Source organism: Pseudomonas sp. GW101-3H06 (assembly GCF_059424605.1).
Genome location: NZ_JBWKZO010000001.1, coordinates 1,365,635 through 1,392,472 on the forward strand (window position 1 = coordinate 1,365,635; position 26,838 = coordinate 1,392,472).

The window sequence follows — 26,838 nt, forward strand, 5'->3', positions numbered from 1 at the left end:
CCGCACGTTTCAAACGACAAGTTGATGTAAGTTTTTAATAAAGTATGTACATTCATAATAAAGTATGTACATTCGCAATAAAGTATGTACGTAAAGGCGTGACTGAGGCCTGGAAGGCCCCCGGTAAGCAGCCCACGCCGTGGTTTGAGGTTGAGTGATGGCGCGCCGCAGGTACGAGATTGATGAAGCAAAAATTCAGAAATTCCTTAAGGAGGGGAGGGGCCGCGGCGAGGGCGCTCACTATCTTCCATGGCTGACCATCCAAGATGTTCCTAGCTCAGGTCGATCAACACGAGCCCTTGGTAGCACCACTGGACGAACCCACCATCTCCTCTCCGACCTCGAAACTGGGCTTTTCCTGATCTTGGATCGCTCGTCACTAGTGATCGACATACGAGAACAATTCCCCCTACCTCGTGAAGAGACGCAGCGAATTGCTGCCAGCATGGGTGTTAAGCATCCTCGTGAGCCCAAGGCAGGCAACGAAATTGTAATTACCACCGATTTTCTCATCACGATGCGGCAGGGATCCGAAACATGGTTGGTCGCGAGATCCGTGAAGCCTGCTGGAGAGCTTGAAAAAAAACGGGTACTTGAAAAGCAAGAAATCGAGCGACGTTACTGGAGTTCTCAGTCTGTGAGCTTTGGTATTGTGACTGAAAACGAAATACCAAAAGAACTTGTCAAAAATTTGAGATTTCTCAGTGAGATGAGATCGCTAAATGGGCTAATTGTCCCCTATGAAGGATATTGGGCGGACCGTGAATCTGTATTTGTAAGTCAGTTTCAGCAAACATCCAACTGTACTTTGAAAGAATTTTTTAATTATCTGGAAGTTGAGCATGGTTTTCAGGTTGGAGAGGCATTAACAGTTTTTCGTTACTTGGCTGCAAATAAAGTTATCTCGTTTGATCTAAACAAAGAATGGCATGTGCATCTGCCGATTGAGCATTTTGTTATTGATAGATGTGAATATGCTGCCGGAGCGATTGCAAATGTTATTCGTCAATGACGTGTTAGAATACGTATGCTTTGATTCACGTCGGATTCGAGTTCTGTGGATCTCAAACAAGGGTGATAATGTTGTAACTTTTGAGATTTTTAACCCTAAAGCGTTTCCTGTCCTGGTCAAACTGGAAGTGCTCTTGGAAGAGATAAATGAAGGTAAGCTTAAAATAATTTCTGATCCGCTTTTGAATATCGCCAATCCTACGGATGTTAGTGATAAGTCCAAGTCCAAGCGTGATAGCAATTGGTTGCTCATTAAAGACATTGTTAACGATGTTCCTGCAGTGTTTCTCAAAACGAAGCGTCATAAACTGGTGAGCGAGGCGGCTAAGAAAAACTCAATGTCACACGTCGGATTTTATCGGTTGATGAGAAGGTATTGGGCAAGAGGCCAGACAATAAACGCTCTCTTGCCTGATTATAGAAATTCGGGTGGCAAAGGCAAACAGCGTATAGCTACTAGCTCATCAGCGAAACGTGGGCGTCCAGTCCAATTTGGTTCTCTTCCCGGAATGAACACGGATGAAAGCCTGAAGAAATTGTTTAGGATAGCTATCCAGAGAAGAGTTGCCCAGCTAGGTGGAAAGTTTAGTCTTGCAGCAGCCTATGATGACATGGTCAAGGATTTTTTCTCAGATGTCGTTATAGATGAGAATGATGAAGAGATTGTATTGCTTCAAAATCAGTATCGAGAAAGTGGGCCACCTACTTACACTCAGTTCTATTACTGGATGAGCCGAGAAGCTGACCTCCTAGATATTCGGAGAAAACGGCTTGGTGATAACGCGTACAATAAGGATATGCGTGGGTTACCAGGTACTTCTGCCGCGGAGGTTTGGGGGCCGGGGGCGAGATATCAAATCGATGCGACATTAGCGGATGTTTATATAGTTTCAAAGCTTAATCGCAGAAAGGTAATTGGTCGTCCTGTGATATACGTTGTGGTAGACGTTTTCAGCCGTATGGTGGTAGGGCTGTACGTTGGTATTGAGGGGCCATCGTGGGTCACAGCGATGATGGCGTTAGCTAATGCTGCATCGGATAAGGTGGAGTATTGCGCGAAATATGGTATTCAGATCGAGCATGCTGATTGGCCATGTCAGGCTCTGCCTGCTGTGTTGCTGGGTGATCGGGGCGAGATTGCAAGTCATAACATTGAGACGCTTGAAAAGAGTTTTAATGTGTTTGTTGAGAACGCTGCCCCGTATCGAGCCGATTGGAAAGGTATTGTAGAGAAAAAATTTGACACCATTCCGCTAAGTTTCAAGCCCTATGCGCCAGGATACGTTCGGCCGCAGCCTAGGCAGCGAGGCGAAAGGGATCATCGTTTAGACGCGAAGCTAAACTTGGATGAATTCACTCAGATCGTTATCACTTCGGTGCTGGCGTATAACAATAACCATGATATCAAAGAGTATGATCGCTCTGTCGGTCTGGTTCGGGATGACGTTCCTGCCATCCCTATTGATCTGTGGGAGTGGGGATGTCAGAACGCAAGCGGGGTAATGAGATCCTATCCTTCGGAAGCCGTTAAATTTGCGCTGATGCCTACAGCTCAAGCGACGGTGACGGTGCACGGTATTAAGATTTTTGACCTGTATTATGTGTGCCGGGAAGTTTTATCAGATAAGTGGTTAGACCGAGCCCGTCAAAAAGGTGAGTGGAAGGTTACCATATCCTACGATCCTAGGTCTGCTGATACTATTTATCTTCATTATCCAAAAGCAGCGGGTGGGTTTGTTGTGTGCTCGCTTAGTGAGCGTAGCCGTGCTTATAGGGCCGGTTCATTCTGGGAGTCTGGGCAATCTTTCGAAGATTTGAAAATAAAGTCAGCAAACAATCGAGTGAACCGCGCAGATGCAAACTCTACGCGAAACAAGCGAATACAAGATGTTATTAAAAATGCCACGGAGCAAACGGAGGCAGCAGTCGCCGCCGCAGGAAATGTAAGTGACAGAGAGATTGTAAAGTCCATCCAGAAAAATCGGGCCGAGGAGAGGCAGCATAATCGGCTGTCAGAAGCATTTAAGTTAGGTGATAAAACTAGGTTGGACTCAGGAAAGGTCCTGGATTTTTCCCAACCTAATAAGCCGGATTATTCCTCACCTAACATTACTGAATTGCTCTCAGGGTTTGAGGAGGACGGCGATGAGTGATGAGCGTTATTATGCGGTTCCAGAGTATGATAGTAATCCATTCATCGCTAAGTTACCTCGGTTAAAAGATCGGAAGGCGATATTTGGTGCTCTACAGTTTAAGCCAGAGTATTCTGAGGACGAGTGCGGTTATCCTCCTCACTACCGAAAGCATTTCGTTTTGCGGTTGACCCGGTTTTTCGAGCCTGTAAGTCGTCATGTTGAGTTGGCCGAACGATTAGATTATATTTTGCGTCAGGGTTATATAGGTCGCAATCCGTTGACTCACGATTATGTGAGACATCTCCAGAATGATTTTAAGCGAACAGTTCAGAAGAATGTGTATGCGGAAAATTTTTTGGTAGTTGAGAATACAGCTACAAGTTTTTCAGTTGTGGGGTGTTCTGGAGTTGGTAAGTCGAGAGCAATTGAAAAAATTCTCCATCAATATCCTCAAACAATTACTCATTCGGAGCCATTCCGCCTCATACAGGTGCCGTGGCTGAAATTAGACTGCCCACATCAGGGGTCGCCAAAGCAACTCTGTAAAAACTTCTTCTTCTCTATTGATAAGATACTTGGTACTGAGTACGACAGACTGTATGGGAGTAAAAGTCTGGATGAGATGCTGGTTCACATGGCCCAAGTAGCAAATCTGCATGCGCTGGGCTTACTCGTAATAGACGAAATACAACACCTTCGTAAATCCAAAAAATCTGTTAATGCATCAGGCTCTGACCAATTGCTGAATTTTCTGGTAACGCTGGTGAATACAATTGGCGTGCCGGTGGTTTTAATTGGCACGCTTAGCGCCAAAGCGATACTCCAAAAAGACTTTCGTCAAGCCAGGCGTGGGGCCGGTTTTGGTTCTGCACAGTGGGATCGTTACGCCTACGATGTCGAATGGAAACATATAGTTCAGCGTCTGTGGAAATATCAGTGGACTAAAACTTACACGCCCCTATCACCCGAAATTGAGGAAGCACTATATGACGAATCGCAGGGGATATTAGATGTCTTGGTAAAGCTTGTGATTTTATCTCAACTTAAAGTCATAAGTATTAGCGAGGCGCGAGCACAAGGCGAAGAAATAACTCCTGAACTTATTAGGAGGGTCGCGTCCGAGGAGTTCAAGCTGATTCAACCAATGATTGATGCCCTAAGGCGTAATGATTATGAGGCCATTTTCCAATATGATGACCTTTTTGATTTTGACGAGCATATATCAACCCGATACACTCAGGTTGCAGCCACTTCGAGTTCGAATGAGTATGCTGATCCGCCCACGCCAGAGCTCGACAAACTTGCAGTTTTGATGAGGATGGGGGTCTCAGAGGAAGAAGCAAAGAGCATATTGAGCAATTTGGCGAGTTCTACGACGCCGATTACAGCTAAGCGCATGACCGTTGAGAACCTTGGTCAGGATGAGCCGAAGGCGCAACAGGAGGAAATTCAGGTTGCGGGTGATTTGCGTAACGCTTTTGGGGCACTGCCATCGGTATATCACGCTCTCAAGGATCAGGGGGTAATTTCCTGCCCCTTGATAGATTTTAAGGTCGGTGAGTAATGTATCGGAGGTGGGAAAGCTTATTGTTATCTGGTTACAGCTACGAGATACATTGGTTGATTGGAGTTATCAGAGATTCAACTGGCTGGATGATAAAGTTCCTTGTCAGAAAAGCGAAAACTCAAATTTATGAAGAGGTCATTGCTCCACTCAATGAGTATTCTGGAATTATAATAGGAACGCTGCACAAGGACGGCCAGCGTTTGGGAGTAAGTCGAGGAGGGCTGAGCACGGTTGAGATATCTAATGCATCAGATTTTTCCCGTGTCCCAGTTAGTGGGGTGCCAGCTGAATTGTACTCGATGCCGGCTCGGTATTCACAGGATCTCCTCGCGTACTCCATTGGTCACCAGTTATATCTGATTCCAGAATCCGAGTTAATCCGCGGGCTCTTTGCGCTCGATGCCTATCTTTCTGATGTTGTTATATCTCCCGCTGGGCTTTGCTTGCTTTTGTCTCCACAGTTAGAAATACACGGGAGGCGATACTGTGCGGAATTTTCTAATTTGATTTCCAAAAAACATCAGAACGTCACGAGACTTGAGCACTATGTTTGGTTGGCATTTGATTATGAAGTTCGCAGGGCTTGGGATAGTATTGGAGAATTGTCTTCGTGCGAGAAAATATCTTTCAATCCGCCGCCTATAAAGTTGTCACTGACCATTTCATCCATACAGCGTGGTGATGTCCATTTTGTTACTGAAATCGTGCATTCCAGTTCTGTTAATACTTATGCTGGGGTGGTCTCTCAAGCTTGAGACTCTCGTATGAAACTATCGTTGATAATTCTTAAAGATATTTGATCGCTGTTTTGAGAGTAATCATAACTCCATGTTTCAATTATTTGGTGATCATGCAGTTGCGTAAGTGCGTCTTTAATAATTCTTGTGTTCTCTGGCTTTCTCTCTGAAAGCTTGATTGGGCTAGAGTTTATTAAATTAGTGGCGGACAATACTAGTTTTTGGTTTGTGATTTCTTTGTGAAATCTGACTAGGAATTTATAAATGTGTTTTGCAAGTGCGCCCATTGTTGTGGCTTTTTGATAGTTTAAACGCTCTGTCTCTCCTGAGAGGATGCGGGCGGACGTAAACTTACTAAACTTCACGCTAGACTTGATTTCTCGCGATTCGCTTGTCGAGTCTCTAATTGATAGATGTGCGAAAGCTTTATAAGTGGTATTTTCGTATCGCTGGCCTTGAAAAGTTCCGCGAAATTGCACGCTTGTTTCGAATAATACATTCAGTGCAAGGCGTATCTCTCGAATTGAGTAAGTTTTCTTGGTTGAGCTAAGTTCGTTTTTTAGTTCGTAGAGGCTGAAGTAAACTGAAATGAATCCGTTGTCATTGTAGCAGTGCTTGGAGGCTAGTTGTATTAGCGCATCTTCCACATTTTCTTCCATAATTCCTGGGTAGCGAAAAATTGTCTTGGAGTTTTTCTGCGTTCCATACCCGTGGTAAGTGATCTCACCGGTCAATTCAGAGTCGCTAGTCTTAATGCTAAAATCTGGGGTGCTTTCAAGCTTGCCTTTTGAAGCAAAAAAGCGCGGGACTTTGAATAGGCAGTTACTCCAAAGTTCATCGTGCGTCTCATGTTCTTCCATGGAAAACAGCTCAAATATTCTATGTTTATGCATGCGTTCGCTCCTGAAATCGTCGTCTATAATTGTACGGTTGTTGTGAGGGCTCTAGAATGTATGCATATTTTCCTGAGATGTATCCGGATGAATCATTGTACAGCGTTCTTGCACGTTTGCGGACGCATTTAGGTGGTTTATCGTCCGTGCAGTTTCAACGGTGGTTATATGCCGGGAAACTCCATCCTGTCGACTTTGAACTGGTCGGTGGTATAAATGTCATAGCTTATAATACCTACGGAACATCACAGCGCGATCTTGATGCGCTCATTGATGATCATACGGGACTGAATTATTATCTAAGGCATCTAGAGGCTCCGCTGGCAGAGTCCTGTCGGCGAATGTATGCCAGTGGCGAAGAGAGAGGTTTATTAATATGGGCAGGCTCTGCAACTTCTAATATAGGTAGAGTAAAAGCACTCCGTTATTGCTCGAAATGCCTAGAAATTATGCGTGCATCTTACGGAGAGTTATACTGGCGACGAGCACATAATTTGCCTGGAAGTCTAGTTTGCCTCGATCACGGGTGTCCACTCTACCTAAGCACAGTTGATTTATGTAGGCTCGGACGGTTCGATTTTATCTCGGCAGACATGGCTATATGTCCAGCACGTGATCACTTAGTGTGCGACATGCCGCCGGAAGTGATTCCGTTAGCACAGCAATTGGCTAGGATTTCAGCCGACTTTTTGAAGGCCTCTGACTGTCATCAAAGTCGCGTCGAGTGGGCTGCGGATTACATGGTCAAAATTCGAACCTTGGGATTGATGAGAGGCACTACCATGGTCGACGATAAGAAGCTCGCCATTATGGTGAGTGACGTATATAGCGGAATATATCCCTACCTGAAGGACTGCTTTTGCGAGCGCAGAGATGGGTTTTTCCCTATTCTCTCTATGCTCCGACAGCCTAAATCAGGCTTCCACCCACTTGATCACGCCTTGATGGAAGTCTTCCTGTCTCATGCTGGAAGCCCTCGTACACTATCAACATCGCGAATCATCAACCTTTATGAAGCTGAACATCACGCTACAGACGCCGGTTACCGTCGTCCCTGCTTTGGAGGCGTTGAGGATTGGGACGCGATTGATAGGGTGTTGCGTGATGCTGTGCTCTTGATCGCAGATTGCATCAGGTCAGAGCAGCCGCCCGTTAGGATTTCTCGCGTCGAGGTCGAGCGTCGGTTGCCGGTTGGAGGCCGGATAGGAAAACGCTTGCAGCATTTGCCCAAAACAGCTGAAGTGCTTAGTCGCTATGTGGAAACGACCCAAGATTTCCAATCCCGTAGGGTTCGTTGGCACATCGACCAGTTTGTTCGCCTCGGAAGGCCTATCACTGCCGCCGCGATCATGAAAGTCTCAGGTATACGTTTCATCCAACGCTCGCGAATAGAGCAGTTGATTGTGGAATTTAAAGATGCCTGTGCTTCTGGAATCGGGCGCTGATCGAAGGTTCACCCAATGGCGCGATCTGCTCTCAAAATTTTTGCATCGTTAAGAATGCTGACAGTACAGTCCGGTTTCGTGAACGTTGAAGTGAAAACTTTATGGATACCGTTTCACACTTGATTTAGCATTTTCGACCTCGCGCATTCTTTATCGGAGTTCAGCTCAACTTGCAATTCAACCCATTTAGAATTGGGTTTGGATGCATTTGAGCTGCATGCTTTTGGAGATGTGCAGGCACTCTGAAAGCAAGCTGATGAAGCTATTGATCGCCGCTCTTCAATGAGATGAGAAAAGCCCTCGGAGGACCCTTTATACTCAGACCAAGATCATTTGGTCAGGCAATACTCAGCGGCCGCGGAAGCATGCGCATTAGCGCTTGAGAGTTAAAGAGACGTCTCTGTTCGTCGCTGTCGCCTCTCTGGCGGCTTTTTTTATGCCTTGTATCAAGCTTATGTGCTGACCCTAGGAGTGTAGGGTAGGGGACTTTCGAGCCGGATGACTGCGGCATTATGATCGCTAGGGCTGACGCGGTCTTGCTTTAATGGATAAGTGCACAGACTTGCCCACCTATTTGCATTCGACCTGACCAATCATTTCCAACGGATTTGATCATCACACTGCGTGGCCATGACCGGCTGAGAACGACCCAGGCTGTGTGAAAACGCACTGAATACGTCGAAAGTTGAGACCTACGGGCGTTGCCTGCGAAACCAGCAGACTGAAGCGCGAATTTCCCTCGTCAGCTACATAGGCGCTCGTAAATGCTGTTTGGGCCGCGTCAGCGGCCAAAACAGCCACTCACGGACGATCAAACGGCTGGATTCACGACCTGATCGCTTCAAGCAGTCCTGATATGCCGAAGATGCTCATCATCCGTTTGAGGTTGTAGGCGAGCACGTGAAGGCTCATTTCGGTGCTTACCCTTGGTAGGGTTTTGGTCAGGAAGTGGGTACTTCCCATCCAGTATTTGAGCGTTCCAAAAGGATGTTCAACGGTCTGTCGGCGACGCCTCATCATCGTTGGATCATGTTCCAGTCGTACCTGCATCGCATCGATTACGGCTTCATGTTCCCAGCGCTTTACCCGGCGCTCCTTACCCGTCGTACATTGCTTGTGCATTGCGCAGGACTGGCAGCCCGAGAACCAATAACAGTGCAGTAGCATGCCGTCTTCCACCGAAGAATGCCGCCGGGTCAGTAACTGTCCCGCAGGGCATCGATACTCGTCCGATGCAGCAACGTAGATGAAGTCCTGCTTACCAAATCGGCCTTCGGCTTTGCTGCCTGATGTCAGGGGTTTCGGCACGAAAGTAGTTATGCCGGCTTGCTCGCAAGCAAGGATTTCCAGACCTTTGTAATAGCCGCGGTCGGCCACCACCGTTAGCGTTTCAGCCTCGATTTCTTCACGCGCCAGGTTCGCCATATTGCTCAGTTGCCCACGATCATTACCAACGTTGGTCACCTCATGGGCAACGATCAGATGGTGTTTGTCGTCGACCGCTGTTTGTACGTTGTAGCCGACCGTTCCGGTGCCTCGGCCGCTCGTGGCCATTGAGCGTGCATCTGGATCTGTGAGGGAGATTTGCTGGTCTGGACTGTCGTGGAGCTGCGCCTCGATAGCCTTGAGTTTCTGCATCTGCTTTTTCAGCGTTTCGATTTTTTCTTTCAGCCGCTCGGCCTTGGCCTCGGCCACTTCGGGCGTTGCCCGATCCGCCGAATCCATCGCCGCCAGATAACGGTCAATGCTCTGTTCGATCCGCTGCATGCGTGCCTTCACTTTGCCCTGGGTGAAGTTACGGTCACGATTGTTGACGGCTTTGAACTTGCTGCCATCGATGGCGATGATCGATGCAGAGAAAAGATTGAGGTTGCGACAAAGCACTACGAACTGACGGCAGACGCTGCGAATGGCTTTGCCGTTGTCTTTGCGAAAGTCGGCGATGGTTTTGAAGTCAGGAGCCAAGCGCCCCGTCAGCCACATCAACTCGACGTTGCGCTGGGCTTCACGCTCAAGCCGGCGGCTGGACTTAATCCGATTGAGGTAGCCGTAGATATAGATCTTCAGCAAGATCGCGGGATGGTAGGCCGGACGCCCCGTTGCAGCAGGATCAATACCTTCAAACCCAAGTGCACCCAGGTCGAGTTCATCGACGAAAACGTCGACCACTCGGACTGGATTTTCTTCGGCAACGTAATCGTCCAGGCACTCCGGCAGTAACGTCACTTGCGTCCGAGTCTCCCCTTCGATGAATCGCTTCATGATCGCCCCCGATACGATCTCGACGATCAGAAGGTTAGACGAGGGTCTCTCAGGGGCACGTTTCATCATAGCCTGGCATGCCCAAGCAGTGTGCTGGTTCAGCAAGCGCTGACGCGGATAGCTAAATTGACTTTTTTCTGACCTGCACATTTGTTGCATAGAGGCAGTGGCGTGAAAATCCTAGAATCAAACGCTTTGCGTGAAGCTCGTATGCTAACAAAGGCAAAGCAAGCCGTTCTCACCAGTGATTCCTGGCTAACCATCGATGATATTGCTAGGCGGACAAATTCAACTGTAAAGCTGACAGGCGCTCTATTGCTCAAATGGGAACGTGAGCATCAGATCTTTTCAATTCAGCATGAGGGGACTGACTACTATCCTAGCTATATCTTTGACCAGAATTTTCTGCCACACCCTTCGTTCGCCAGTGTGCTGAAGGTCTTTGCAACCGACAAGGGCAGTTGGACGCCTGCCTTTTGGTTTATTTCGGTGAGTGGATTGTTAGGGGGCAAGCGGCCTCTAGATCTTATTCACAGCGAGCCGACAAGGGTTGTTGTAGCTGCGGAGGACGAGGTGGCTGGCATTTCCCATGGCTAAAGGCAGTCCCCGTAGCGAGCCTCAAGCTGGTAGGCCTTTGCCTGGCTCTCGGTGGATGAATCTTCGGCTGATACCTAGGCCGGGCGGACTTACCGTTTAGTAGCAACAACAACGCTTTTGAGCAGTTCAAGAGGTAATGTGGTTACAGTAGAAAGTGAGGGAGGTGATCCATGAGCTCCATGGCGAAAAATGATCCAGCCCCTAAGATCCCCAAGTCAAAAGCTAAAGGCGGCGGCGGTACTATCAGTGACGCTCCTGCTAAGGCGTCTTGTAGGGTTAGGTTACGCACTCCGAAAGGACGCTCGTAGCCTGCGGGTGAGAGACCGCGGATGGTCGATTTTTTACTAAATGACCATCTCGGCGACCGCATGAAGGTCTATAAGGCACTCCAAGATGGTTTGCCACTAGTGAGTGTGTTGCGCATGATCGACGCCAGCGAAGCTTTTAAGCGAGGCGGCGTACTGTCCAAGATCGTAGGCAAGTCTGACCGCACTCTTGCCCGTCGACTTAAGGAGCCGGAAGTGGCGCTTTCAGCTGAGCAAAGTACCCGAGCTCTACTGTGCGCCGAGATCATGGATAAGGCGATTAAAGTCCTGGGCTCTAGCGAACTTGCCGAGCAGTGGATTAGCCAGCCAGCCCGGGGCCTAAGCGGAGAAACGCCCATCAATCTGATTACGAACGGGGTTGGCTACGAACTCGTGGACGATTTGCTTACCCGCATGGACTACGGCGTTTATTGGTGACCAAAGCCTCTTTAGGCGTAATCCAGAAAGTCACGTCACATAAAGACTCAGCAGAATTGTATAGTCGGACGCATAAGTGGCAACCGCTTTAGTTGCGCAAGACGGGATGCCCGGACGCATACATTAAGTGTCCCTGGGGCGGACCTAAAGCGGTAGAGGGCCACCAGATACCGCCGAGCGTCAGCGTCTGGCCATATCGTGGCGGGCGGCTGTCGGCCAGAAGCGGTCATCCACGATCAGTGTGGTCGCGGTTAAGCTTTGCCCAATTCCATAGCCGGAATTAAGAGGGAGGGGAGCATTGGCATTATTTTGCTACGATTGGCATGCACACGACGGGCGGTTAGCAGCCGTTGCTGGTCCGCTAATGTCGGGCCGCTTCCTCTGAGCAAAACCCACATTGGCTGAACGAGTAATGACTTAGGATGAGTAGCTTCAAAGGTAAACGACTACCAGCAATCTCGGATTCCACAATGTTTGAAAAATTCGCCCTGGATCTCTGGGGGGCTCAGCACCCGGGCTCGAAGTCGACTTTGTACGGCAGGAATGGACAGGGGCAAAATGGTGTAGATGTCGTGGTGCGCAGCGGCGACCGCCTGATCGGCTTACAGTGCAAGGCAGTAGGAAAGCTGGATCGAAAAACCATAGAAGCCGAGGTTGACCGAGCAAAAAAGTTCACGCCTTCGATCAGTGATCTGGTGGTCGTTACCACAGCACCCCACGATGCGAAGCTCGTGAGCTACGCTGAAACGCTTACAAGACAGCACAAGCAGTCGAACTTGTTCTCAGTTTCCTACCATGGCTGGGACGACCTGCTACGTATCCTTGAAGATCATCAATGGGTCGCTCACAAGCATTTCCCCGAGTTCTTCAGTACGACCGACAAAGGTACGGCACCTCTGCCTCCTGCTCTCCGCCTGCCGCTGGACCGCGAGTTGAACATCATGCTCTCTGATGAAGAACTCGCCCTATTTTGTTCCGAGGCGAGTTGGGAGCTGAAGAACAATCCCAGCGTTGTATTCGCTGTTGATCATGTCGACGAGCAGCGTGCAATTGCGATGGTCGCGGAAATCGAGGCCGTGGAGGCTATGGATGCCGAGGCACGTAAGGCACGGTCCGGGCTTCGGGAATATTTAGCCCGCCTATCCCCAAAAATACGAAGAGCGGAAGTCGCAGCCCGCCTTCTCCTTACTGACGAAGTACTTCGCTCGCCTTGGCTCATCGGCGGCTGCTGGCCTGAAACTGCTGCCACAATGAGGCGGCTTATGCCTCAGGTCATTGCTGGAGCGATTTCGCACCCGGACCGCCTGCCTCTCAAAATCGGGGTCCCGGCCCATCCGAAACTCGTCGGTTACATCGATATCGATGTCGAAGATCGACCTACTTTCGAGGATCAGTGCAAAACATATAACCCGCATTACTTCATCGGTGGCGTTCACGACCTAGGATCGGCCCTCGGCTTGAAGTACGCATTACCTGCTGGCATTGCGGCACTCGTAGGCTACTCGGCGGCCCATGGTGTACCGGTTGAAGAACTTCAGCGTGACAATACGAGCAATATCTATTTTTGGGGGTTGTACGCTGCGTGAGTTGGCGGCGTAGCGGCGTTTCTGGCAAGCGCTACTGATGCTTCGTTTGTCCATAGTTGGAGCTTAGCACCGGCGATGCGGCTCGAAATCCTTTGGATATGGGGGCAGCCTCGACCCCCGGCAGTCATTCTCTATGTGGAGCTTTGGGGCATGCCGCTTGGATTGCATCCCCTGGTGGGCCTTGTTGGGCGATGATACTCGTGGATATACCTTCTGTATAAGATATTACAACAAGCTCAATCGACAAATGCTCCAATAATTGAATTCTAGGAGCACTCAATCGCCGATTGTTTGGGATGAAATATTTTTTTGGTTGCAATATTTTTAGTAGTTCTTCCGAGCTGGAATTTTTAATAAAGATCTCATCGACCAAATTCGTCTCCCAAACGCCCTCAAGTCGTTTTATTATCGTTTCATACGGTCGGCACTCGCCTTTATTTTTTTTTACCAAGGCATCGTCGTCAACGCCAACGATTAAGATGTCGCAGCGCTTTCTACAAGAACTCAAGTACTTGCTATGTCCTTGATGAAGAAGGTCAAAAACGCCTGAAGCATAGCCAATTTCACTAGAACCTTTTTGGTGCTGCCCAACGATTTCTTTTGGCGTTTTCGTGAATACACTCATTGTGATCTCAATATTTTACTTGCAACAAGCGCGGCATCTGTGAGTCTATAAGTGCCAATGTAGACATTTATAGAATGTTCAAGTTCGCTTAGTTGGCCAATGAGTGGTAGCAATGTCTTTGAGATGGCTTCATCTTTGGGGATGCCTCCGCTACCAAGTCCGAAAATTGGAATAAATATCGATGAAAAGTTGTTGTTTATGCAATGTTCAATAGCAAAATCGATGATTTTTCGATTGGCAGCCTCTTCGATAATATTTATGCCAGAGTCCCGCTTCTCAAGTGCAATCGCATGAATGATTGATTTAACTCCCAAATGTGCCGAATTGAAAGGATGGGCACTAATACATAACCCTAATGCATATGGGCCAGCATGCATTTGACTGGACTTCCATTCTTCAACTTTTTCTTGTAGGTGATCAGTGTTCAGCGTTCCGTCGCTGTTAAAGGATGCTGCCAAACGCCGAACTCTCCCGGAAACAGAAGTGCCGCTAATGCTCCCCATGTGGAGATTAGTATTCTCCGAAGTAACAATAACATCTACTCCTGAAATGGCCATTACCGATCCGCAGTAGCAATAGACACTAGCGGATCCGACTTTAACTGGGGGGCTAATCGACTTTGTGTCGACGATTGATTCAGTTGGGTAAGTTGAATTTCGCTGTGAGAGAAAGGCAAATAACAATGCAAGGGCTAGGAACAATGAACCGGACGCAATTGACGGAATTGGCGTGTCGCATTGATACGAACTGAATGTTGATAAGACACCCGCAATGGCTTGTTGCCAGAAAGGAGTGATAAATGCCCCGCCGCTTAGTAATAATGCGGTAACAGCAAGTTTTGTATAGACCGTGCGCGGTCTAGTAATACTCTTAATGAAGAGATCAATGGCTAGACTGAAAATAAATCGAAGAAGCCTCATTTAAGAATCCAATGTTTGGTTAATGGCGGGACTTAGCCCGTCCTGGGTGAATGAAACGAATAGAAAAGAGGATGGATATATTTTCCGTACTCCAACCGTCTGATAACGATCGACTCCGGCCAGTTGTGACCGGCAGAAGTCGACCCAGAGTAGACGTTCAGATGTGTCTGAACTCAAGGGTCGATTCTGCCGTCAAAAGCCCTACTCCGCCATGCGGTTAGCGATGGTTTCCAACATATCATCACTAAGCCTTGGCCCGGACCAGCCTTCCGCGAATCGCGCGTTATGCGACCTTGGTAACTGTGCTTGCGCTAAGTCTCTTACGCGAATCCGTGCCGGTAGTGCAGCACCCTCACCGACGAAGATGGCTTCTTGTTGCGCCAAGTTTGGCAGTGCTTTGGTCATACCTGACAGCCCGTCTGGTAGGAAGCGAGAAACGTGCTGCTGGTCTGCTTGATTGGTCAGGCGGAGTACGAGCCATGTTCCGCATTGAGAAATAACCGTGCTTTCAACATCAGCAGGACGTTGGCTGACGAGCATTAGTCCGATACCGTATTTTCGACCTTCGCGCGCAATTCGCCGTATTGCGCCTTGAGCAGCAGCGTATTCGGCCTCTCCACGATCAGGCACATAGCGATGGGCTTCCTCACAGACTAGAAGGATCGGATCTTTTGCACGTTCATCTTGCGACTGATAAACCTTGTAGCGAAAAAGAAGGCGGGCAACCGCAGCAGTGAGCGGTCCGGCAACTTCGTTTGGGAGCCCAGATATATCCAGAACGCGAAGATCCTTCTGCTCGCCGCCAGCGATGTTTCCAACAAACTGACGAAGTATCTGAGCTAGCGTTGGATCACCGTTAATCCAGTTTGCCATCATGAATTTTATACGAGGATCCCTACGGAGAATCGCCAGTTTGTCGAGGACAGACTTGTAGGTCTTTGCGAACTCGCTGGGTGCAATGCTTTCGAGAACACCCCTGGCTGCTTTAGCGCCTTGTAGATACACAATATGATTTACAAACTCACCGAGACAGAAGGGGCGAGGTTTATCACGGTCAAATGTTTCTAGGTCAGCTTGATCGACCCCAGCTTTTGGGCGAGGAGTATCAGGATCGCCCCCATCTGCAGGTGCTGCGGTGCCGTGTTGGGTGGGTGCAGGATCAACGAGATTGGCGGCCACCATACGGGCGTGCGTCAAAGCTTTATAGATTATGTTGTGCTGACTGGTGGCTTCATGCTCAGTCTTACCTATTGCGAGGAGTCGAAATTCCTCTGCAGACATCAACCAATAGGGTAGATAGATAGGCTCCCCTAGATTCTGCTCATGTCCAATAGGATCGTAAGCTCGGTACACAACGGCTCTATCACCAAAGGCTTCGCCGTATTCGGCATGAGGATCAATGATGACGGCTCTAGGGTGGCAGACCTCATTATCCTTAGCCTTATGTTCAAGGATACTGTGCAGAAGCGCTGCGACTGCTCCCGATTTCCCGGAGCCTGTAGAGCCGAGCACTGCACAATGCATGCTAAACATTTTATCGATGTTTGCTCTGCATACTGTGGAGTCGGCCCCCACATATGTTCCAAAGGGAACCAGTGCATCAGCCTCATTACCCACTCTTTGCCCTTCGGCGGAGGTATACAAAGCGCTAGTTTCGTCACGCGTGAGCAGATAAACACCTTGGTGCGGAAGTGGAAAAGTGGAGACGCCCCGCGTAAATTTAAGACTGTTTTTCGATGCCTGCCATGTGCCCTCCGCGAACAGTTCAACTTCCATTATTCGCTGGTCAGCCTCTGGAGGGATCATTTGCCCCTGTTCTATTAGCTCTTCTGAACGCATCCGCAGAAGTGTAACGAAACCAAAAACGATGCGACGTCCAAAGTGAACCTTTACAACGCTAGCCATCTGTCCAATCGGATACACACGTCCCTCATGGGTGCGCGTAAGTTCTGTGACAGCACCATCGAGCTCGACACGGACAGATGTCCCAGCGACTTCAACAATGTGCCCAATTTTTAAATCTTTAAGTAAGTCGAAGTTGGACATCAGACAACCCCCTCATATCCGCTTTCGAGAAAGGCAGTCATACCGCCAAAGGTCCACCAGTTACGCTCGCCGATAGCTGGTTCGCAAAGCGGGCCTTGACTGCCAGCGTATAAACCACGTTCTGTCAGCACGTATACCCGCCTCCCCCATGTGGACTCTCGCCAAGTATTAAGTATTTGAGGAAAAGAACCAAAATCACAACAGAAGGCAACTAGAGTTGTCTTGTTTTCTGGCGAAGACAGAGCAAGCTCTATTTCTTGATTGATGTGTTCGTCGCCAAAACTGTAACCGCAGATAGCCAGAACATTCTCACCCGAATTCGCGAGAGCTTCGCGAAAAAGAGAGAACTGCGATGCGAACGGATCCCGCTGTGTCGCTATGTACTTTGTAGCCTGTGGGTAGATAAGTACCCTGCCTGTTCGCGCTGGATATAGATCGACATCTCGCACACGCCAGACATTTCCATCCTCACCAAGGAACCAATCAATTGAACCGTGCAATTTGATGACAGCTGCGCGACATCCTGACTCCGGCTCACGCTGTCCATAACGATGTGTACGGAAAGCCACAGCGCCTCCGGAAAAGCCATCCCAGTATGAATATTGACCGAGCGCAAGTGCGTCTTCCAATAGAGTGTCGTAGTTTGTTGTAAATAGAGGAACAGGTTTGCGTCTCTCTGAAATACCCGCTTGACGCTTTCCGAGTAGCGCATGCACGAAGCGCTGATGGTATTCGGCAGAAACGATTGGGGTTTCTGACGACCCTGCTTGCGGTGCAGAACCATCCTCAACTTTGTATCCCCATCGAATCGTATAGGCAATATCCGAAGCGATGAGTTTGTGTGCATCTTCTAACGCGGAAGCATCGTAAATTCCACCATTTATACTGACCTGCTTTGATGCGTTGCGTAGAGCGAGTGTGGTGTAATCACCCAAATGGCTAAGCAGGTGTTCGATGTGGGCATTCGCAGGTAGTTCTGCTCGTAAGGACTCGAGAAGATTTTTGTGAGGTTTTGCTTCGGACATCTCAAGTACTCGAGTCGTCAGGGCGGCCATAAGTGGTAGTCCTGCGTCCTTACTTATACCTGCGCCCAAAAGCCAAATCTGATTTGGACGACTCAACAGTTGATCGACCTGCTCCATCGAGTCATCGTTTATTGCACTCATCAGTCAATCCTCATGTCCATGTGCTTAAAAAACACCTAAGGTGCTTTGTATCAGCCCCTTCGCTTGAGGCGCAAGGAAGGGCTGGCTGAGTGCACCAATTACTTTTTTACGACGCAGTGGACGCATCTGAACGACAGCTTTTGCTGGATGCGAACCGCAAAACCGCTAACGTGCAAAGGATTGTCGACTTATTGGCTCCAGCCACCTCTTCGTGAGGTGCCCCATGGGTCGACAGCACCCATCACCAACGGCAGCAATTGACCGACAGTAGTCAAATTTTCAGAAGTCGTTGTCACTGAATGGCGATTTTACATTTGGCCTCGCAACATCAACCCTCACCATGACGTTTTGAGCTTTCGCTTTCACCTCTACCGCTTTGATGGCGTGAACTTGCAATGTTTGCAGGTCGAGTTTCAGGCAAGGTTCTCGGTGCTTGGCATGGACCTGGCTCCAGTCGTAGGTATTCGGAAAAGGAAAGATGAAATCAGCATTTTCAGTTGGGTCGGCGGGCTGATCTATTTGAAGGGTATACCAAGGGTAATCAGCTCCGGTGTCTGGATCATAGTCCACCACTTGAGCACTGAAGTCCGTGGATGGCGGAAACCCCAGCGATTCCACTCGCGCCGCCTTGTGAAACAAGACGACGTTGACTCCGACTCCATCCTGTACAGATGGGAAGATGATGCCGTCTATGTTGGGCTTCTGAAGCGATGCCAGATAGTCTGCCACGGCTTGAGTGATTAGATACTCGTGATCCTGTTCGTTTGGCATCACCGGGAGTACCAAGCGTTTGCTGAGAGTTTGTAGAAAGTCATGACGCTCTAACTCCTTTGCATAACGCGGGTCGAAAATGCTCCCTTCACAACGAAGGCCTACTAGGGCACGGAGATCAAGCAAATTGATTGGACGAATGATGTCGAATTTTGCCGTTACTACATTGCTGCCCACTACAGGGCGGACTTCAGCTAACGCAGACCCTACTTCCAGAGCACCATAGAAAACCGCGATTCCGGATGAGTTCATCCTGCCGGCTTTAGCTAGTCGCCCTGGAGGTGGTCCGAGTTCCTCGACAGGCTTCACCAGGGCGCTTTGCAACGATTTTGCAGAGAAGAACTCCCGCGCACGATAAAGCGCAGAAATATTCTTGCCAGGGCCTGCTGTGACGAGGGCCAACCCCTTGGTGCGAGAGCGCGTTTTGTCCAAACCGGCGAAGACTGAGTTGAGGATCGTTAATGCTTCTTGATTGAAGAGTCTGCTCTCATGCTTAAGCGCGTGCTCAAGTCGGAACCACAACTCATCCCAATCTCCAGAGGAAGCTTTCTTCCTTCTGTAGTAGGAATCAAATGCGAACTCGCATTCATCATACGGGTCGCTGGGGTCACGGTGATCGTGTTTTTCGTTTAGGATCTCTAGCACGTCGGATGCGATGCTTTCTTCACATCCCACTATATCTGATATCACATCGAGGACGGGGTCGCCTTCACGCTCCCAGTCATAATCAATCTCACTGTCCCGATGCATGGCGTACTCGAAGGCAGTTGGCTCTTCGGCGGTACGCTCGTAGTGGCCTTCGAAAGCCTCTTCGACCCAAATTGCGAGTTCTTCAACGTCAATGCGTGGAGCATTAATTTCATCACAGTAGGAGCACTCGCCGGCAGCCTCAACTCCAATCTGCTTCTGCAAAAAGTTCTCGCCTATGCAACCTACACAAACCCTTTTCGGTTCATTATCGTGAATTTTGAATCTCCCCATTCCAGCCCCCTTCAGAGCAGATACATTCCGCTCCAGGGTATTCGATCCCGTGCAGTCCTCACCACAGTCTATCGTAGGGCATCAACTGAGGCAGTGTGGATCCGCAGCGAGTTAATGCTCCTAATCGAACGTAGGCTGCTGATATTTTCCGCAATGGGCTGTAGACAACCACCCGCGAACGTCCGCTCATGGCCGAATTAGGTCACTGCTGACCGGCAGCTATGGGTCGACTAGCGACCTCCACGCATTGCGACTGATCCACCCTTGTCCTTCCTCAACCTGGAGGACAAGCCATGAACACTATCGCTTTACATCGCCGTCAGCCTTGGAACAAGGGAAAGCTTGTAGGGCAGAAAGCCCCGCTTCGAGTCAGAGATATCTGGGCTATTCGAGTCAGGCTTCAGCTCGCGGAGAAGACACGGGATCTGGCTCTCTTCAACTTGGCCATCGACAGCAAGCTGCGTGCCTGTGACTTAACCAAGCTACGAGTACGTGACATTGCGCATGGGGAGCATGTTTCGTCACGGGCCATCGTGATGCAGCAGAAAACTCAACATCCAGTGCAGTTTGAAATTACTGAGCAAACACGAACAGTTCTGGAGGCCTGGATGCGTCAGGCGCATCTTCGCAGTGAGGACTTTCTGTTCCCGACGCGATTGCATGACTCAGATCATCTCTCCACCAGGCAATACGCTCGAATAGTCAAAGCATGGGTAACAGCCATTGGACTGGACCCGACGATGTACGGTACCCACACGTTACGGCGAACCAAGGCTTCGTTGATCTATCGTAGGACCAAGAACTTGAGGGCAGTTCAACTCTTGCTTGGTCATACGAAACTCGAAAGCACTGTCAGGTATTTGGGCATCGAGGTAGACGATGCTCTAGAAATGGCAGAGCAAACAGACGTGTAATCTTCCACTGCGACGGTCTGCGGCAGACCGTCGCTTTCCGACCCAAAGCGGACACCGCCGTTCACCGCTCTCGTTGTGGGTAGGGTTACGATTAATCTCAGCGGCTTTTGAGGAGCATTGGTCGTAAACGCCACCACAAACCGGTTGTGATTCTGGCACCCCTCCGGCCGTTCAACACCTACCTGCTCGAGAAGCAAACAGTGTCCAAATAGTAAACGGTGCTCTTCAAACGAACCTGGTAACGATCAAAAATTTTCTACAAAGCTGCGAGTCAGAGATTCCTTGCTTCCGCAAGCTTCTCGTTGAATATCGAGACTAGCTTTGAAAGCCGAAAAGTAGTAGTTCAAAGAATTGAATTGCCTGACCGCGTTACGCTCAGCCTCTTCAGCCTTCAGGTGCGCACTTATCTCCATGACGTCTTGGATTCCCCAAATCACCCTTACAATGCTATGCAGGTACTCACCCGACACATACGCGGTTAGATCGCGCCCGGCACGTATTGCTTCCTCTCCCGCACCGTAATAACTGGCCGCAGCGACATTTGGGTTGATAGTTTTGCTCAACAGCACAGCCAGGGCCCCGAAAAACGCACCCGTTTTTTTCGTGGCCTCGGCCTCCTGATTGTCTATGCGCTGTATGCAAGCTTGTCGAACCGCTATTGCCTGCGCCTGGTAATTCAGCACGAAAGCTAGGGCAGCGATAAACACTGAGACGCAGGAAACTATCGTGGCAAATTGCCCACTCAGCCGGGCTCGGCCATCTGGGGCGCCCACCACGGTATTGAGTTTCTTGCTGTTAGGATATTTTCGACGATTCACAAACATATCTCGTTGAGCAGTTTCGACGTAAGAATATGCAAAGGCATACCAGCCGCAGGCAGGATATAGGTAATTTCTTCATGTCTGTTATAAAGTAGTGTCACGCATGCAAGTGCCGTAACTTTCGGGGCGTTTGACTGACTGCTCCTGGCCGTTTTCAGCCTATCGCTCCAGGCTCAAAACGACCCAAGCTGTGTGAAAACGTTTGTGAGCATAGCGACTGCCAAAAATAGAGCTGAAAACCGCGCTTCTACGCAAAATCCGGCTTCACTAACGAGCCGATCAATTTCAGATTTCACACAGAAGTGCGCACTTCAATTTCTGGTTGGGGTTTTCACACAGCCTGGACCAAAAGCTGCCTGTAATGATAATTAGCATTTACCAACGGCAAACGTTCTATTTAGAGGGTATCTAGCTCGATCCCTGCTACCGGTAGGATTTTGTATTAGAACACAGCAATCTGACTCCAGTTTCCGTCACCGTTGTCTTTCTGGTGCAGCAATTGAATTTTTGCCTTCTCAAAGTCGAATTCCTCGTTCCCCGCTTCAAGATTTGAGAATAATGGTGATATATCATCTGCCCCTGTAGCCTGTTTTAAAAAACTTTCAATAAGGTCCCGCAGCATCATTAGTGTCTCCATATCATCTTGACGAACATCACGAACGAATAACGACATCGCCTCTACACACCCATTTTTATTTGTTTGCATCGAAACTGCCGTGTAGCCGCGAAATCTTAATGCTTTTGGGCGAAAAATAAACCTATTTCGACCAGCATCTAGGCTCTTTGTTTCTGCAAGTTCAAAATTGAACCAAGTAAATAAATCAGTATTTAGAGCGTTGGCCTTACTGGTATTTAGCAGTCCTGATGAAAGATTTGGATTAAGGCATGGTTTTTCAGTTTCATCCGAAGAAAACGCTCTTGCGGGTTGAATATTCAACATGAAGTCGGGAAGCTCGTACTTTCTGAGGGTTGTTATTGAGGTAATCATTGGGGTTATCTCGCTAATTTTTAACCTTGAAAGATACAAGCCGTACTTAAACTCTTTTAGAGAAAAATTTTTTATACAACTGTTAGCCGCGGGATTCCAATACTGATACAATGGGTCTGCAAGCAAAATTTCATCATGATCAATATCGATATTAAAAACCATCGCAATGTGAGATAATGCACCACATGAAACAGAGATGCTGTCACCAGGCTTTATGAAAGTCGCTACGCGACTCGCATCTATACTTATAACACCAACCGCCGGTTCTTCAACATCTACTGGAGTCAGTAAATACGCAGAGGTTAAACCAGATTTCTCGAGCGCAACTCTTGATCTTTGGAATCCGTCGATAACGGTAGGCTCTTCTTCAGGTTTTGGCTTACCTTTTCTTGGTAACGCGCCTAGAAGATCTGCCAAAACGTGCCGTATACTTAGCTCTGATAACAGATGCGTAAGAAGGTCTCGCTCTGGCGCAACGTCTCTGTTAATTATGTCACCAACAATTGAGTATTGTGTTAAAGCATTTTTTATATCTGAAATTTTATACTTATTGATTGCATCTATCGTGTTTGGGTCTAGTGTTGATGCGCGATAGAGTAAATCCCAATATAAAATTTCAAGTGCCTCATGCTTGATGGGTGAGTTGTTTTCTGAGAGTATTTTAAAAGAGACTTCGTCCCCCAAATCCGCTCCGATTATGAGTATGTCATCTATTGTGTTCGGATCGACATTAAAGTTATTGTCACCATTCTCGCCTGAAGCTCCCATCGAGTTTAAATAATCAACCTCGATTTTTCGTACTGCTTCAAGATTTCCTAATAGTGCAGACTTGATATAATCATCATTAATAATATTTATATCTGGCCTTCCTTTGTTTTGAGAGCGTGCTTGTGCGCGGCGGTTGTACGCTAGAGAGCGTACATAGTTCGGATAAGAGGGAGTTATAAAAGGGATATTTTTGTTATTTATTAAGTTAGTGGCGAGTCGAATAGCTTCATGGTAGTTTTTTTTCGAGAGATTTTGATCGATTTCGTATATAGCTTTAGGGGTGTAGCTCTTGCCATTATTTGTCGTTATAGTCTCATCGTCATTTTGATCCGCTAATATAGATGGCGCGGTAATACTGCAAAGTACTGAGGCTAAGGAGATTTGAACTATGCAATGAAAAATATAAATGATTTGTCTAGTGGTCAAACGCATGACTACCTCCACATGATCAGTTTTTCCGAATCTATTGATTGTTCTCCATCTGCGTCATATTCGGCATGAATCCACACTCGCTGAGCGGTTTTCGTTTTCGTTTCTAAGTATATTGCAAAGGCTGTTGGTTCTTCTCCAGCCTTCAGAGTTATCATGCTTTGCCTTGCACCCACTTTCAATAGATTCTCACTACTCACTTGAACAACGTCACTGGCGGACTTTATAAGCTTGGCATTAAGTCCTTCATCAGTAACTGTAACAATATATGTATTGACTTCTGTTATTCCATGAGGGCGCGATTTTAATCTGTTTATCTTGCATTTCTGGCCAGGGTTTAATTCATGGAATGTAATTGGTTCTGATTTTATCGAAATCTTCTTGATGATTATCGGGTTGCTATTTTTTTCATGAAGAGCCAACACCAGATTCATGGTTGCGGACTCGCAGAGAATCGAATTTCCATCAATGATTAATGGTTCGTTGCCAATTGACTCAACGGACTGCGATACATCTTGAGTCTCTAGTCTAAGGGGGGGTAATGACGAGGATCGATCTTTGAATATTGACACGTAGGCGCTTCTAAAGGCTTTATAAGGCTTATCATCAACTGACGACGGCTTTACTATATTTATATGATTTGCATTTATTGGGTCGAGACGCCTATTGCATAAATTTGTAGCACTTTGCTGAGGGACTATTAATAAGCCCTTTGTTGGCTGAGTTTCAAAGGCACAGAAAGAAGGTAAGCTAGTTAAATCTGGTGCAGCCAACCAAGTGGATTGTATATTTGCAACATAGCTTCCGGACTGCATGGACGTCATGTCTGAAAACTGAGAATTATTACTTATGAGGTTCGCTAGGCTAGATACGGAACTGCCAGTAGTGGGCGTAGCAAAAAAATATATAAATCTAACATTTTTAACTCTCTCACGATATTTCTCTAGAAAGGCGCGAGTGATGAGCCCTCCCATGCTATGAACTAAAAAAACCACATTCTTATGTTCAAATACGTCATCAGTATCAAAACTTAATCTCATGTCATCCGTAAGCTCATCAATGCTATAAGAGGACGTGATCAGTGAGGATGGATAATCATATACATATATGTCTGAATCACGGAAGGCCGGATCTTCCTGTAACATTTTTGGCCAGTATTTATTTGTCTGCGTGTTTGTCCAGGTTGATGTGCTGTCACCCATCACTCCATGAACAAAGACTATGGCTGTGGTATTCCCTGTCTTTTTGAATGTGTAGTGAGCGCTAGCCTGCGAGCAAATAGAAAACAATAAAGCTATGGTTACAATTAAGCGTTTAGAAAGCATGGCACTTTCCCTTTGTCAATTGTCATCTGGTACCTGGTTCATTTTCTGCTAACCATTTCACCCTTGAAATTTCATCGTGGGCTTCGAAAAGAACCTATGCATTCCTATTAATAAATTAGTCGATTCTTGAGGATTTGCACGGTCAGCTAAATTCTATTGAGATAGATGCTCACTCAGATCTCGGCCCGCGTATGTCCTCCTGTCAGTGACTGCGCGGTGCTATCCATTTTCAATCGACATTGCGTGGCCTCTCTTTATCAGTGGCAGGGGCTTGGCGAATGGCTGAACTTAAGAATTGATTATCTTTAGTAGTCACGTAGCTACCACGTTTAGAGACTGCCGAAACAGAAAGTCCGCTTTAGGGCATAAGTACTCCAACTCCAACGTCTGCTCCTTGCGCGGCAAGCGTTGGTCGTCTGAGAATGCACTGATTGCCGACATCCTGATTCGTCTGAAGCACAACCAACGTAACTGGATTTTTGGCTTGTGCTTCTTGTACCTGCGTGACGTGAAGCCACCGTGGGCACCACAAACTGGTGTACCGGATTTATTGCGAACTAGAGCTGAATATGCGGATCAAACCGCGCGAACGCATAGTGCGGGAGAAGCCAGAAGCTCTCATCGCGCGAGTAGCGATCAACCAGTGCTGGTCACTGGACTTAATGCACACGCCATTATCCGACGGACGAAGTTTTCGGATATTCAATGCTCCATGATTTCAATCGCGAGGTGTTGAGTTTGGAAATCGACCTGTCGCTACCCGCCGAGCGTGTGGTCCGTGATCAACAGAATCGGCCCGCAGCAGACGGACACGACCGACCGCTTTTGGCCGTTTTCTGCCCTCCGTGAGGGCCCGAAACCGGCCAAAAGCAGCCTCTCACTAATGGAAGCAATCGACCACCGCGATCATTAGGAGTGCAGCCACCGATCCTAAACTTCATACCTGGACGCCACTTCGATATGTGGCTGCTTCTCGGATGTAAAAGACGTGTCCTTGGCACCCAGCGCTATGAATATCCAATTAGCGTTCTGTGCTACCGCCAGGGCTTTTGCCGCGATACCTTCACTGACTGCTGCTTTGAATTATTCACCAGCATCGCCTTCTCTCGCCTCGCGCCTGAAAGATTGTGGGGAGACTCCCAACTTACGGATAAACACCTCACGTAGATGGCGGCGATCCCGAAACCCTGTTTCTCTGGCGATGATTTCCAGCGAGTGACGACCACGCTGAATCATATTCCTCGCGGTCTCCAGGCGCAGTTGTTCCACCGCTTTTGCTGGTGACAAGCCAGTTTCAGAGAGAAAAACGCGTCTGAACTGCCGCTCACTGAGGTGAACAACCTTCGCCAGCACTTCCGCGCTCAAATCCTCGGAAAGATTGGCCCGAGCGTGATCAAGCGCGGTCTGAACCCGATCGGACTTCGGCGCTATTTTGAGCATTTCCGAATGCTGAGACTGACCGCCCGACCTGCGGTGATACATCACAAGGACCCGAGCGACGCTGTTCGCAATTTTATGTCCAAGGTCCTTTTCGACCATACCCAGCACCAAATCCATCGCCGCAGATAGCCCGGCTGAAGTCCAGATGGATCCGTCATTGATAAAAATGTGATCTGGCTCTACGTGGGTGTTCGGGAATCGCTGCTTGAGGGCACCTGCATAGGCCCAGTGAGTCGTTACCCGCCGGCCCTCTAGTAGGCCAGCTTCTGCGAGTACGAACGCACCGGTACACATCCCTCCCACTCGCTGCGCCCCGGCAGCAGCGGTCTTGATGAAGTTCAGTTCCTCGACAGTGCTGTCACGGGCAAGGGGATCAACGATTCCGGACACCATCCAAGTGTCTGCCTGCGATTCGCTGGTGGCTTTCACGGTGTTGACCGAGGCGCCAATCGAGGAAGTGACTACTCCGCCAGTCAACGAGTAATTGGTGATTTGGTAGACCTGTTCCTTGGCTACTACGTTGGCGAACTCGAATACCGACTGGGTTCCAAGGGCCATGATTTGGAAATCTTCCGTCAAGAAGTAACCGATTCTATGCATTTCCACTCCGTCCGTGTCATGTCCGAAAACATGCCCGTATATGTCGTTTAAATTCTAGTCACCGCGAT

The 26,838-nt window shown here is 48.3% G+C and carries 20 protein-coding genes and 2 pseudogenes; 11 read left to right on the forward strand and 11 right to left on the reverse strand.

Features of this window, described 5'->3' with window-relative positions:
* The first annotated feature begins 157 nt into the window (after nt 1-157).
* From AC07ZE_RS06150 to AC07ZE_RS06165, 4 genes are read left to right on the forward strand one after another with little or no spacing between them, the layout of a single operon-like run.
* The gene (locus AC07ZE_RS06150; RefSeq protein WP_259332009.1) at nt 158-1,012 is read left to right on the forward strand and encodes a TnsA endonuclease N-terminal domain-containing protein; all 855 of its coding nucleotides are present in this window, start codon (nt 158-160) and stop codon (nt 1,010-1,012) included.
* Complete coding sequence (locus AC07ZE_RS06155; protein ID WP_207262393.1) at nt 996-3,164, forward strand: TnsB C-terminal domain-containing protein; 2,169 nt, start codon at nt 996-998, stop codon at nt 3,162-3,164. The genes AC07ZE_RS06150 and AC07ZE_RS06155 overlap by 17 nt, the downstream gene beginning before the upstream one ends.
* Nucleotides 3,157-4,710, forward strand: coding sequence for an ATP-binding protein (locus AC07ZE_RS06160; RefSeq protein ID WP_207262395.1), 1,554 nt, complete (start codon nt 3,157-3,159; stop codon nt 4,708-4,710). Before AC07ZE_RS06155 ends, AC07ZE_RS06160 begins: the two co-directional genes overlap by 8 nt.
* A 56-nt stretch (nt 4,711-4,766) precedes the next feature.
* Entirely contained in the window at nt 4,767-5,468 is a 702-nt protein-coding gene (locus AC07ZE_RS06165; protein ID WP_207262397.1) for a hypothetical protein, read from the forward strand.
* Here the strand turns inward: AC07ZE_RS06165 and AC07ZE_RS06170 are convergent.
* A complete protein-coding gene (locus AC07ZE_RS06170) occupies nt 5,459-6,343 on the reverse strand; it encodes a hypothetical protein (RefSeq protein WP_207262399.1) in 885 nt (294 codons plus the stop codon). The genes AC07ZE_RS06165 and AC07ZE_RS06170 overlap by 10 nt on opposite strands.
* Nucleotides 6,344-6,420: 77 nt before the next feature.
* Between AC07ZE_RS06170 and AC07ZE_RS06175 the strand changes: the two are divergent.
* A pseudogene (locus AC07ZE_RS06175) lies at nt 6,421-6,867 on the forward strand (TniQ family protein); the annotation flags it as partial.
* Nucleotides 6,868-6,975: 108 nt separating this feature from the next.
* On the forward strand, nt 6,976-7,788 hold the full coding sequence (locus AC07ZE_RS06180) for a TnsD family Tn7-like transposition protein (protein ID WP_259331933.1): 813 nt from the start codon (nt 6,976-6,978) through the stop codon (nt 7,786-7,788).
* Nucleotides 7,789-8,613: 825 nt separating this feature from the next.
* On the opposite strand, the gene AC07ZE_RS06185 is transcribed toward AC07ZE_RS06180, so the two are convergent.
* Complete coding sequence (locus AC07ZE_RS06185) at nt 8,614-10,050, reverse strand: IS1182 family transposase (RefSeq protein WP_207262402.1); 1,437 nt, start codon at nt 10,048-10,050, stop codon at nt 8,614-8,616.
* Nucleotides 10,051-10,221: 171 nt separating this feature from the next.
* Here AC07ZE_RS06185 and AC07ZE_RS06190 point away from each other — a divergent pair, with 171 nt between their 5' ends.
* The 3 genes from AC07ZE_RS06190 to AC07ZE_RS06200 all read left to right on the forward strand — a co-directional run bounded on the left by AC07ZE_RS06190 (nt 10,222) and on the right by AC07ZE_RS06200 (nt 12,976).
* Complete coding sequence (locus tag AC07ZE_RS06190; protein ID WP_207262404.1) at nt 10,222-10,647, forward strand: hypothetical protein; 426 nt, start codon at nt 10,222-10,224, stop codon at nt 10,645-10,647.
* A 329-nt stretch (nt 10,648-10,976) separates the two neighbouring features.
* Nucleotides 10,977-11,390, forward strand: a complete 414-nt coding sequence (locus tag AC07ZE_RS06195) for an Xre family toxin-antitoxin system antitoxin (protein ID WP_207262405.1) — start codon at nt 10,977-10,979, stop codon at nt 11,388-11,390.
* A gap of 422 nt (nt 11,391-11,812) precedes the next feature.
* Complete coding sequence (locus tag AC07ZE_RS06200; protein WP_494990425.1) at nt 11,813-12,976, forward strand: hypothetical protein; 1,164 nt, start codon at nt 11,813-11,815, stop codon at nt 12,974-12,976.
* Nucleotides 12,977-13,100: 124 nt separating this feature from the next.
* On the opposite strand, the gene AC07ZE_RS06205 is transcribed toward AC07ZE_RS06200, so the two are convergent.
* The 5 genes from AC07ZE_RS06205 to AC07ZE_RS06225 form a co-directional block, all read right to left on the reverse strand.
* Nucleotides 13,101-13,601 (reverse strand): adenylyltransferase/cytidyltransferase family protein, encoded by a 501-nt coding sequence (locus AC07ZE_RS06205; protein WP_207262409.1) that lies wholly within the window; start codon nt 13,599-13,601, stop codon nt 13,101-13,103.
* A complete protein-coding gene (locus tag AC07ZE_RS06210; protein WP_207262411.1) occupies nt 13,598-14,521 on the reverse strand; it encodes a macro domain-containing protein in 924 nt (307 codons plus the stop codon). Before AC07ZE_RS06210 ends, AC07ZE_RS06205 begins: the two co-directional genes overlap by 4 nt.
* Before the next feature lie 201 nt (nt 14,522-14,722).
* On the reverse strand, nt 14,723-16,567 hold the full coding sequence (locus tag AC07ZE_RS06215) for an ATP-binding protein (RefSeq protein ID WP_207262413.1): 1,845 nt from the start codon (nt 16,565-16,567) through the stop codon (nt 14,723-14,725).
* Entirely contained in the window at nt 16,567-17,733 is a 1,167-nt protein-coding gene (locus AC07ZE_RS06220; RefSeq protein WP_207262415.1) for an SIR2 family protein, read from the reverse strand. The genes AC07ZE_RS06215 and AC07ZE_RS06220 overlap by 1 nt, the downstream gene beginning before the upstream one ends.
* 279 nt (nt 17,734-18,012) lie before the next feature.
* The gene (locus tag AC07ZE_RS06225; protein WP_207262417.1) at nt 18,013-19,416 is read right to left on the reverse strand and encodes an RES family NAD+ phosphorylase; all 1,404 of its coding nucleotides are present in this window, start codon (nt 19,414-19,416) and stop codon (nt 18,013-18,015) included.
* Between the two features lie 362 nt (nt 19,417-19,778).
* Between AC07ZE_RS06225 and AC07ZE_RS06230 the strand changes: the two genes are divergently transcribed.
* Nucleotides 19,779-20,399, forward strand: a complete 621-nt coding sequence (locus tag AC07ZE_RS06230) for a tyrosine-type recombinase/integrase (RefSeq protein WP_207262427.1) — start codon at nt 19,779-19,781, stop codon at nt 20,397-20,399.
* Nucleotides 20,400-20,644: 245 nt separating this feature from the next.
* On the opposite strand, the gene AC07ZE_RS06235 is transcribed toward AC07ZE_RS06230, so the two are convergent.
* The 3 genes from AC07ZE_RS06235 to AC07ZE_RS06245 all read right to left on the reverse strand — a co-directional run bounded on the left by AC07ZE_RS06235 (nt 20,645) and on the right by AC07ZE_RS06245 (nt 24,730).
* The gene (locus tag AC07ZE_RS06235) at nt 20,645-21,217 is read right to left on the reverse strand and encodes a hypothetical protein (RefSeq protein ID WP_207262429.1); all 573 of its coding nucleotides are present in this window, start codon (nt 21,215-21,217) and stop codon (nt 20,645-20,647) included.
* A 445-nt stretch (nt 21,218-21,662) separates the two neighbouring features.
* On the reverse strand, nt 21,663-23,408 hold the full coding sequence (locus tag AC07ZE_RS06240) for a hypothetical protein (protein ID WP_207262431.1): 1,746 nt from the start codon (nt 23,406-23,408) through the stop codon (nt 21,663-21,665).
* 2 nt (nt 23,409-23,410) lie between these two features.
* Nucleotides 23,411-24,730, reverse strand: coding sequence for an alpha/beta fold hydrolase (locus AC07ZE_RS06245; RefSeq protein WP_207262433.1), 1,320 nt, complete (start codon nt 24,728-24,730; stop codon nt 23,411-23,413).
* A gap of 412 nt (nt 24,731-25,142) precedes the next feature.
* Between AC07ZE_RS06245 and AC07ZE_RS06250 the strand changes: the two are divergent.
* A pseudogene (locus AC07ZE_RS06250) lies at nt 25,143-25,510 on the forward strand (IS3 family transposase); the annotation flags it as partial.
* A 303-nt stretch (nt 25,511-25,813) separates the two neighbouring features.
* Here AC07ZE_RS06250 and AC07ZE_RS06255 read toward each other — a convergent pair.
* Nucleotides 25,814-26,770 carry a GlxA family transcriptional regulator gene (locus AC07ZE_RS06255; RefSeq protein WP_168232288.1) on the reverse strand — a complete coding sequence of 319 codons (957 nt, stop codon included), beginning with the start codon at nt 26,768-26,770 and terminating at the stop codon, nt 25,814-25,816.
* Nucleotides 26,771-26,838 lie beyond the last annotated feature (68 nt).

Excerpts from the sequence above, each read along its gene's own strand:
- AC07ZE_RS06150 (WP_259332009.1), top strand. The coding sequence starts at position 158 with ATGGCGCGCCGCAGGTACGAGATTGATGAAGCAAAAATTCAGAAATTC.
- AC07ZE_RS06155 (WP_207262393.1), top strand. The coding sequence starts at position 996 with ATGTTATTCGTCAATGACGTGTTAGAATACGTATGCTTTGATTCACGT.
- AC07ZE_RS06160 (WP_207262395.1), top strand. The coding sequence starts at position 3,157 with ATGAGTGATGAGCGTTATTATGCGGTTCCAGAGTATGATAGTAATCCA.
- AC07ZE_RS06170 (WP_207262399.1), bottom strand. The coding sequence starts at position 6,343 with ATGCATAAACATAGAATATTTGAGCTGTTTTCCATGGAAGAACATGAG.
- AC07ZE_RS06180 (WP_259331933.1), top strand. The coding sequence starts at position 6,976 with ATGCCGCCGGAAGTGATTCCGTTAGCACAGCAATTGGCTAGGATTTCA.
- AC07ZE_RS06185 (WP_207262402.1), bottom strand. The coding sequence starts at position 10,050 with ATGAAGCGATTCATCGAAGGGGAGACTCGGACGCAAGTGACGTTACTG.
- AC07ZE_RS06195 (WP_207262405.1), top strand. The coding sequence starts at position 10,977 with ATGGTCGATTTTTTACTAAATGACCATCTCGGCGACCGCATGAAGGTC.
- AC07ZE_RS06200 (WP_494990425.1), top strand. The coding sequence starts at position 11,813 with ATGAGTAGCTTCAAAGGTAAACGACTACCAGCAATCTCGGATTCCACA.
- AC07ZE_RS06205 (WP_207262409.1), bottom strand. The coding sequence starts at position 13,601 with ATGAGTGTATTCACGAAAACGCCAAAAGAAATCGTTGGGCAGCACCAA.
- AC07ZE_RS06210 (WP_207262411.1), bottom strand. The coding sequence starts at position 14,521 with ATGAGGCTTCTTCGATTTATTTTCAGTCTAGCCATTGATCTCTTCATT.
- AC07ZE_RS06215 (WP_207262413.1), bottom strand. The coding sequence starts at position 16,567 with ATGTCCAACTTCGACTTACTTAAAGATTTAAAAATTGGGCACATTGTT.
- AC07ZE_RS06220 (WP_207262415.1), bottom strand. The coding sequence starts at position 17,733 with ATGAGTGCAATAAACGATGACTCGATGGAGCAGGTCGATCAACTGTTG.
- AC07ZE_RS06230 (WP_207262427.1), top strand. The coding sequence starts at position 19,779 with ATGAACACTATCGCTTTACATCGCCGTCAGCCTTGGAACAAGGGAAAG.
- AC07ZE_RS06240 (WP_207262431.1), bottom strand. The coding sequence starts at position 23,408 with ATGCGTTTGACCACTAGACAAATCATTTATATTTTTCATTGCATAGTT.
- AC07ZE_RS06245 (WP_207262433.1), bottom strand. The coding sequence starts at position 24,730 with ATGCTTTCTAAACGCTTAATTGTAACCATAGCTTTATTGTTTTCTATT.
- AC07ZE_RS06255 (WP_168232288.1), bottom strand. The coding sequence starts at position 26,770 with ATGCATAGAATCGGTTACTTCTTGACGGAAGATTTCCAAATCATGGCC.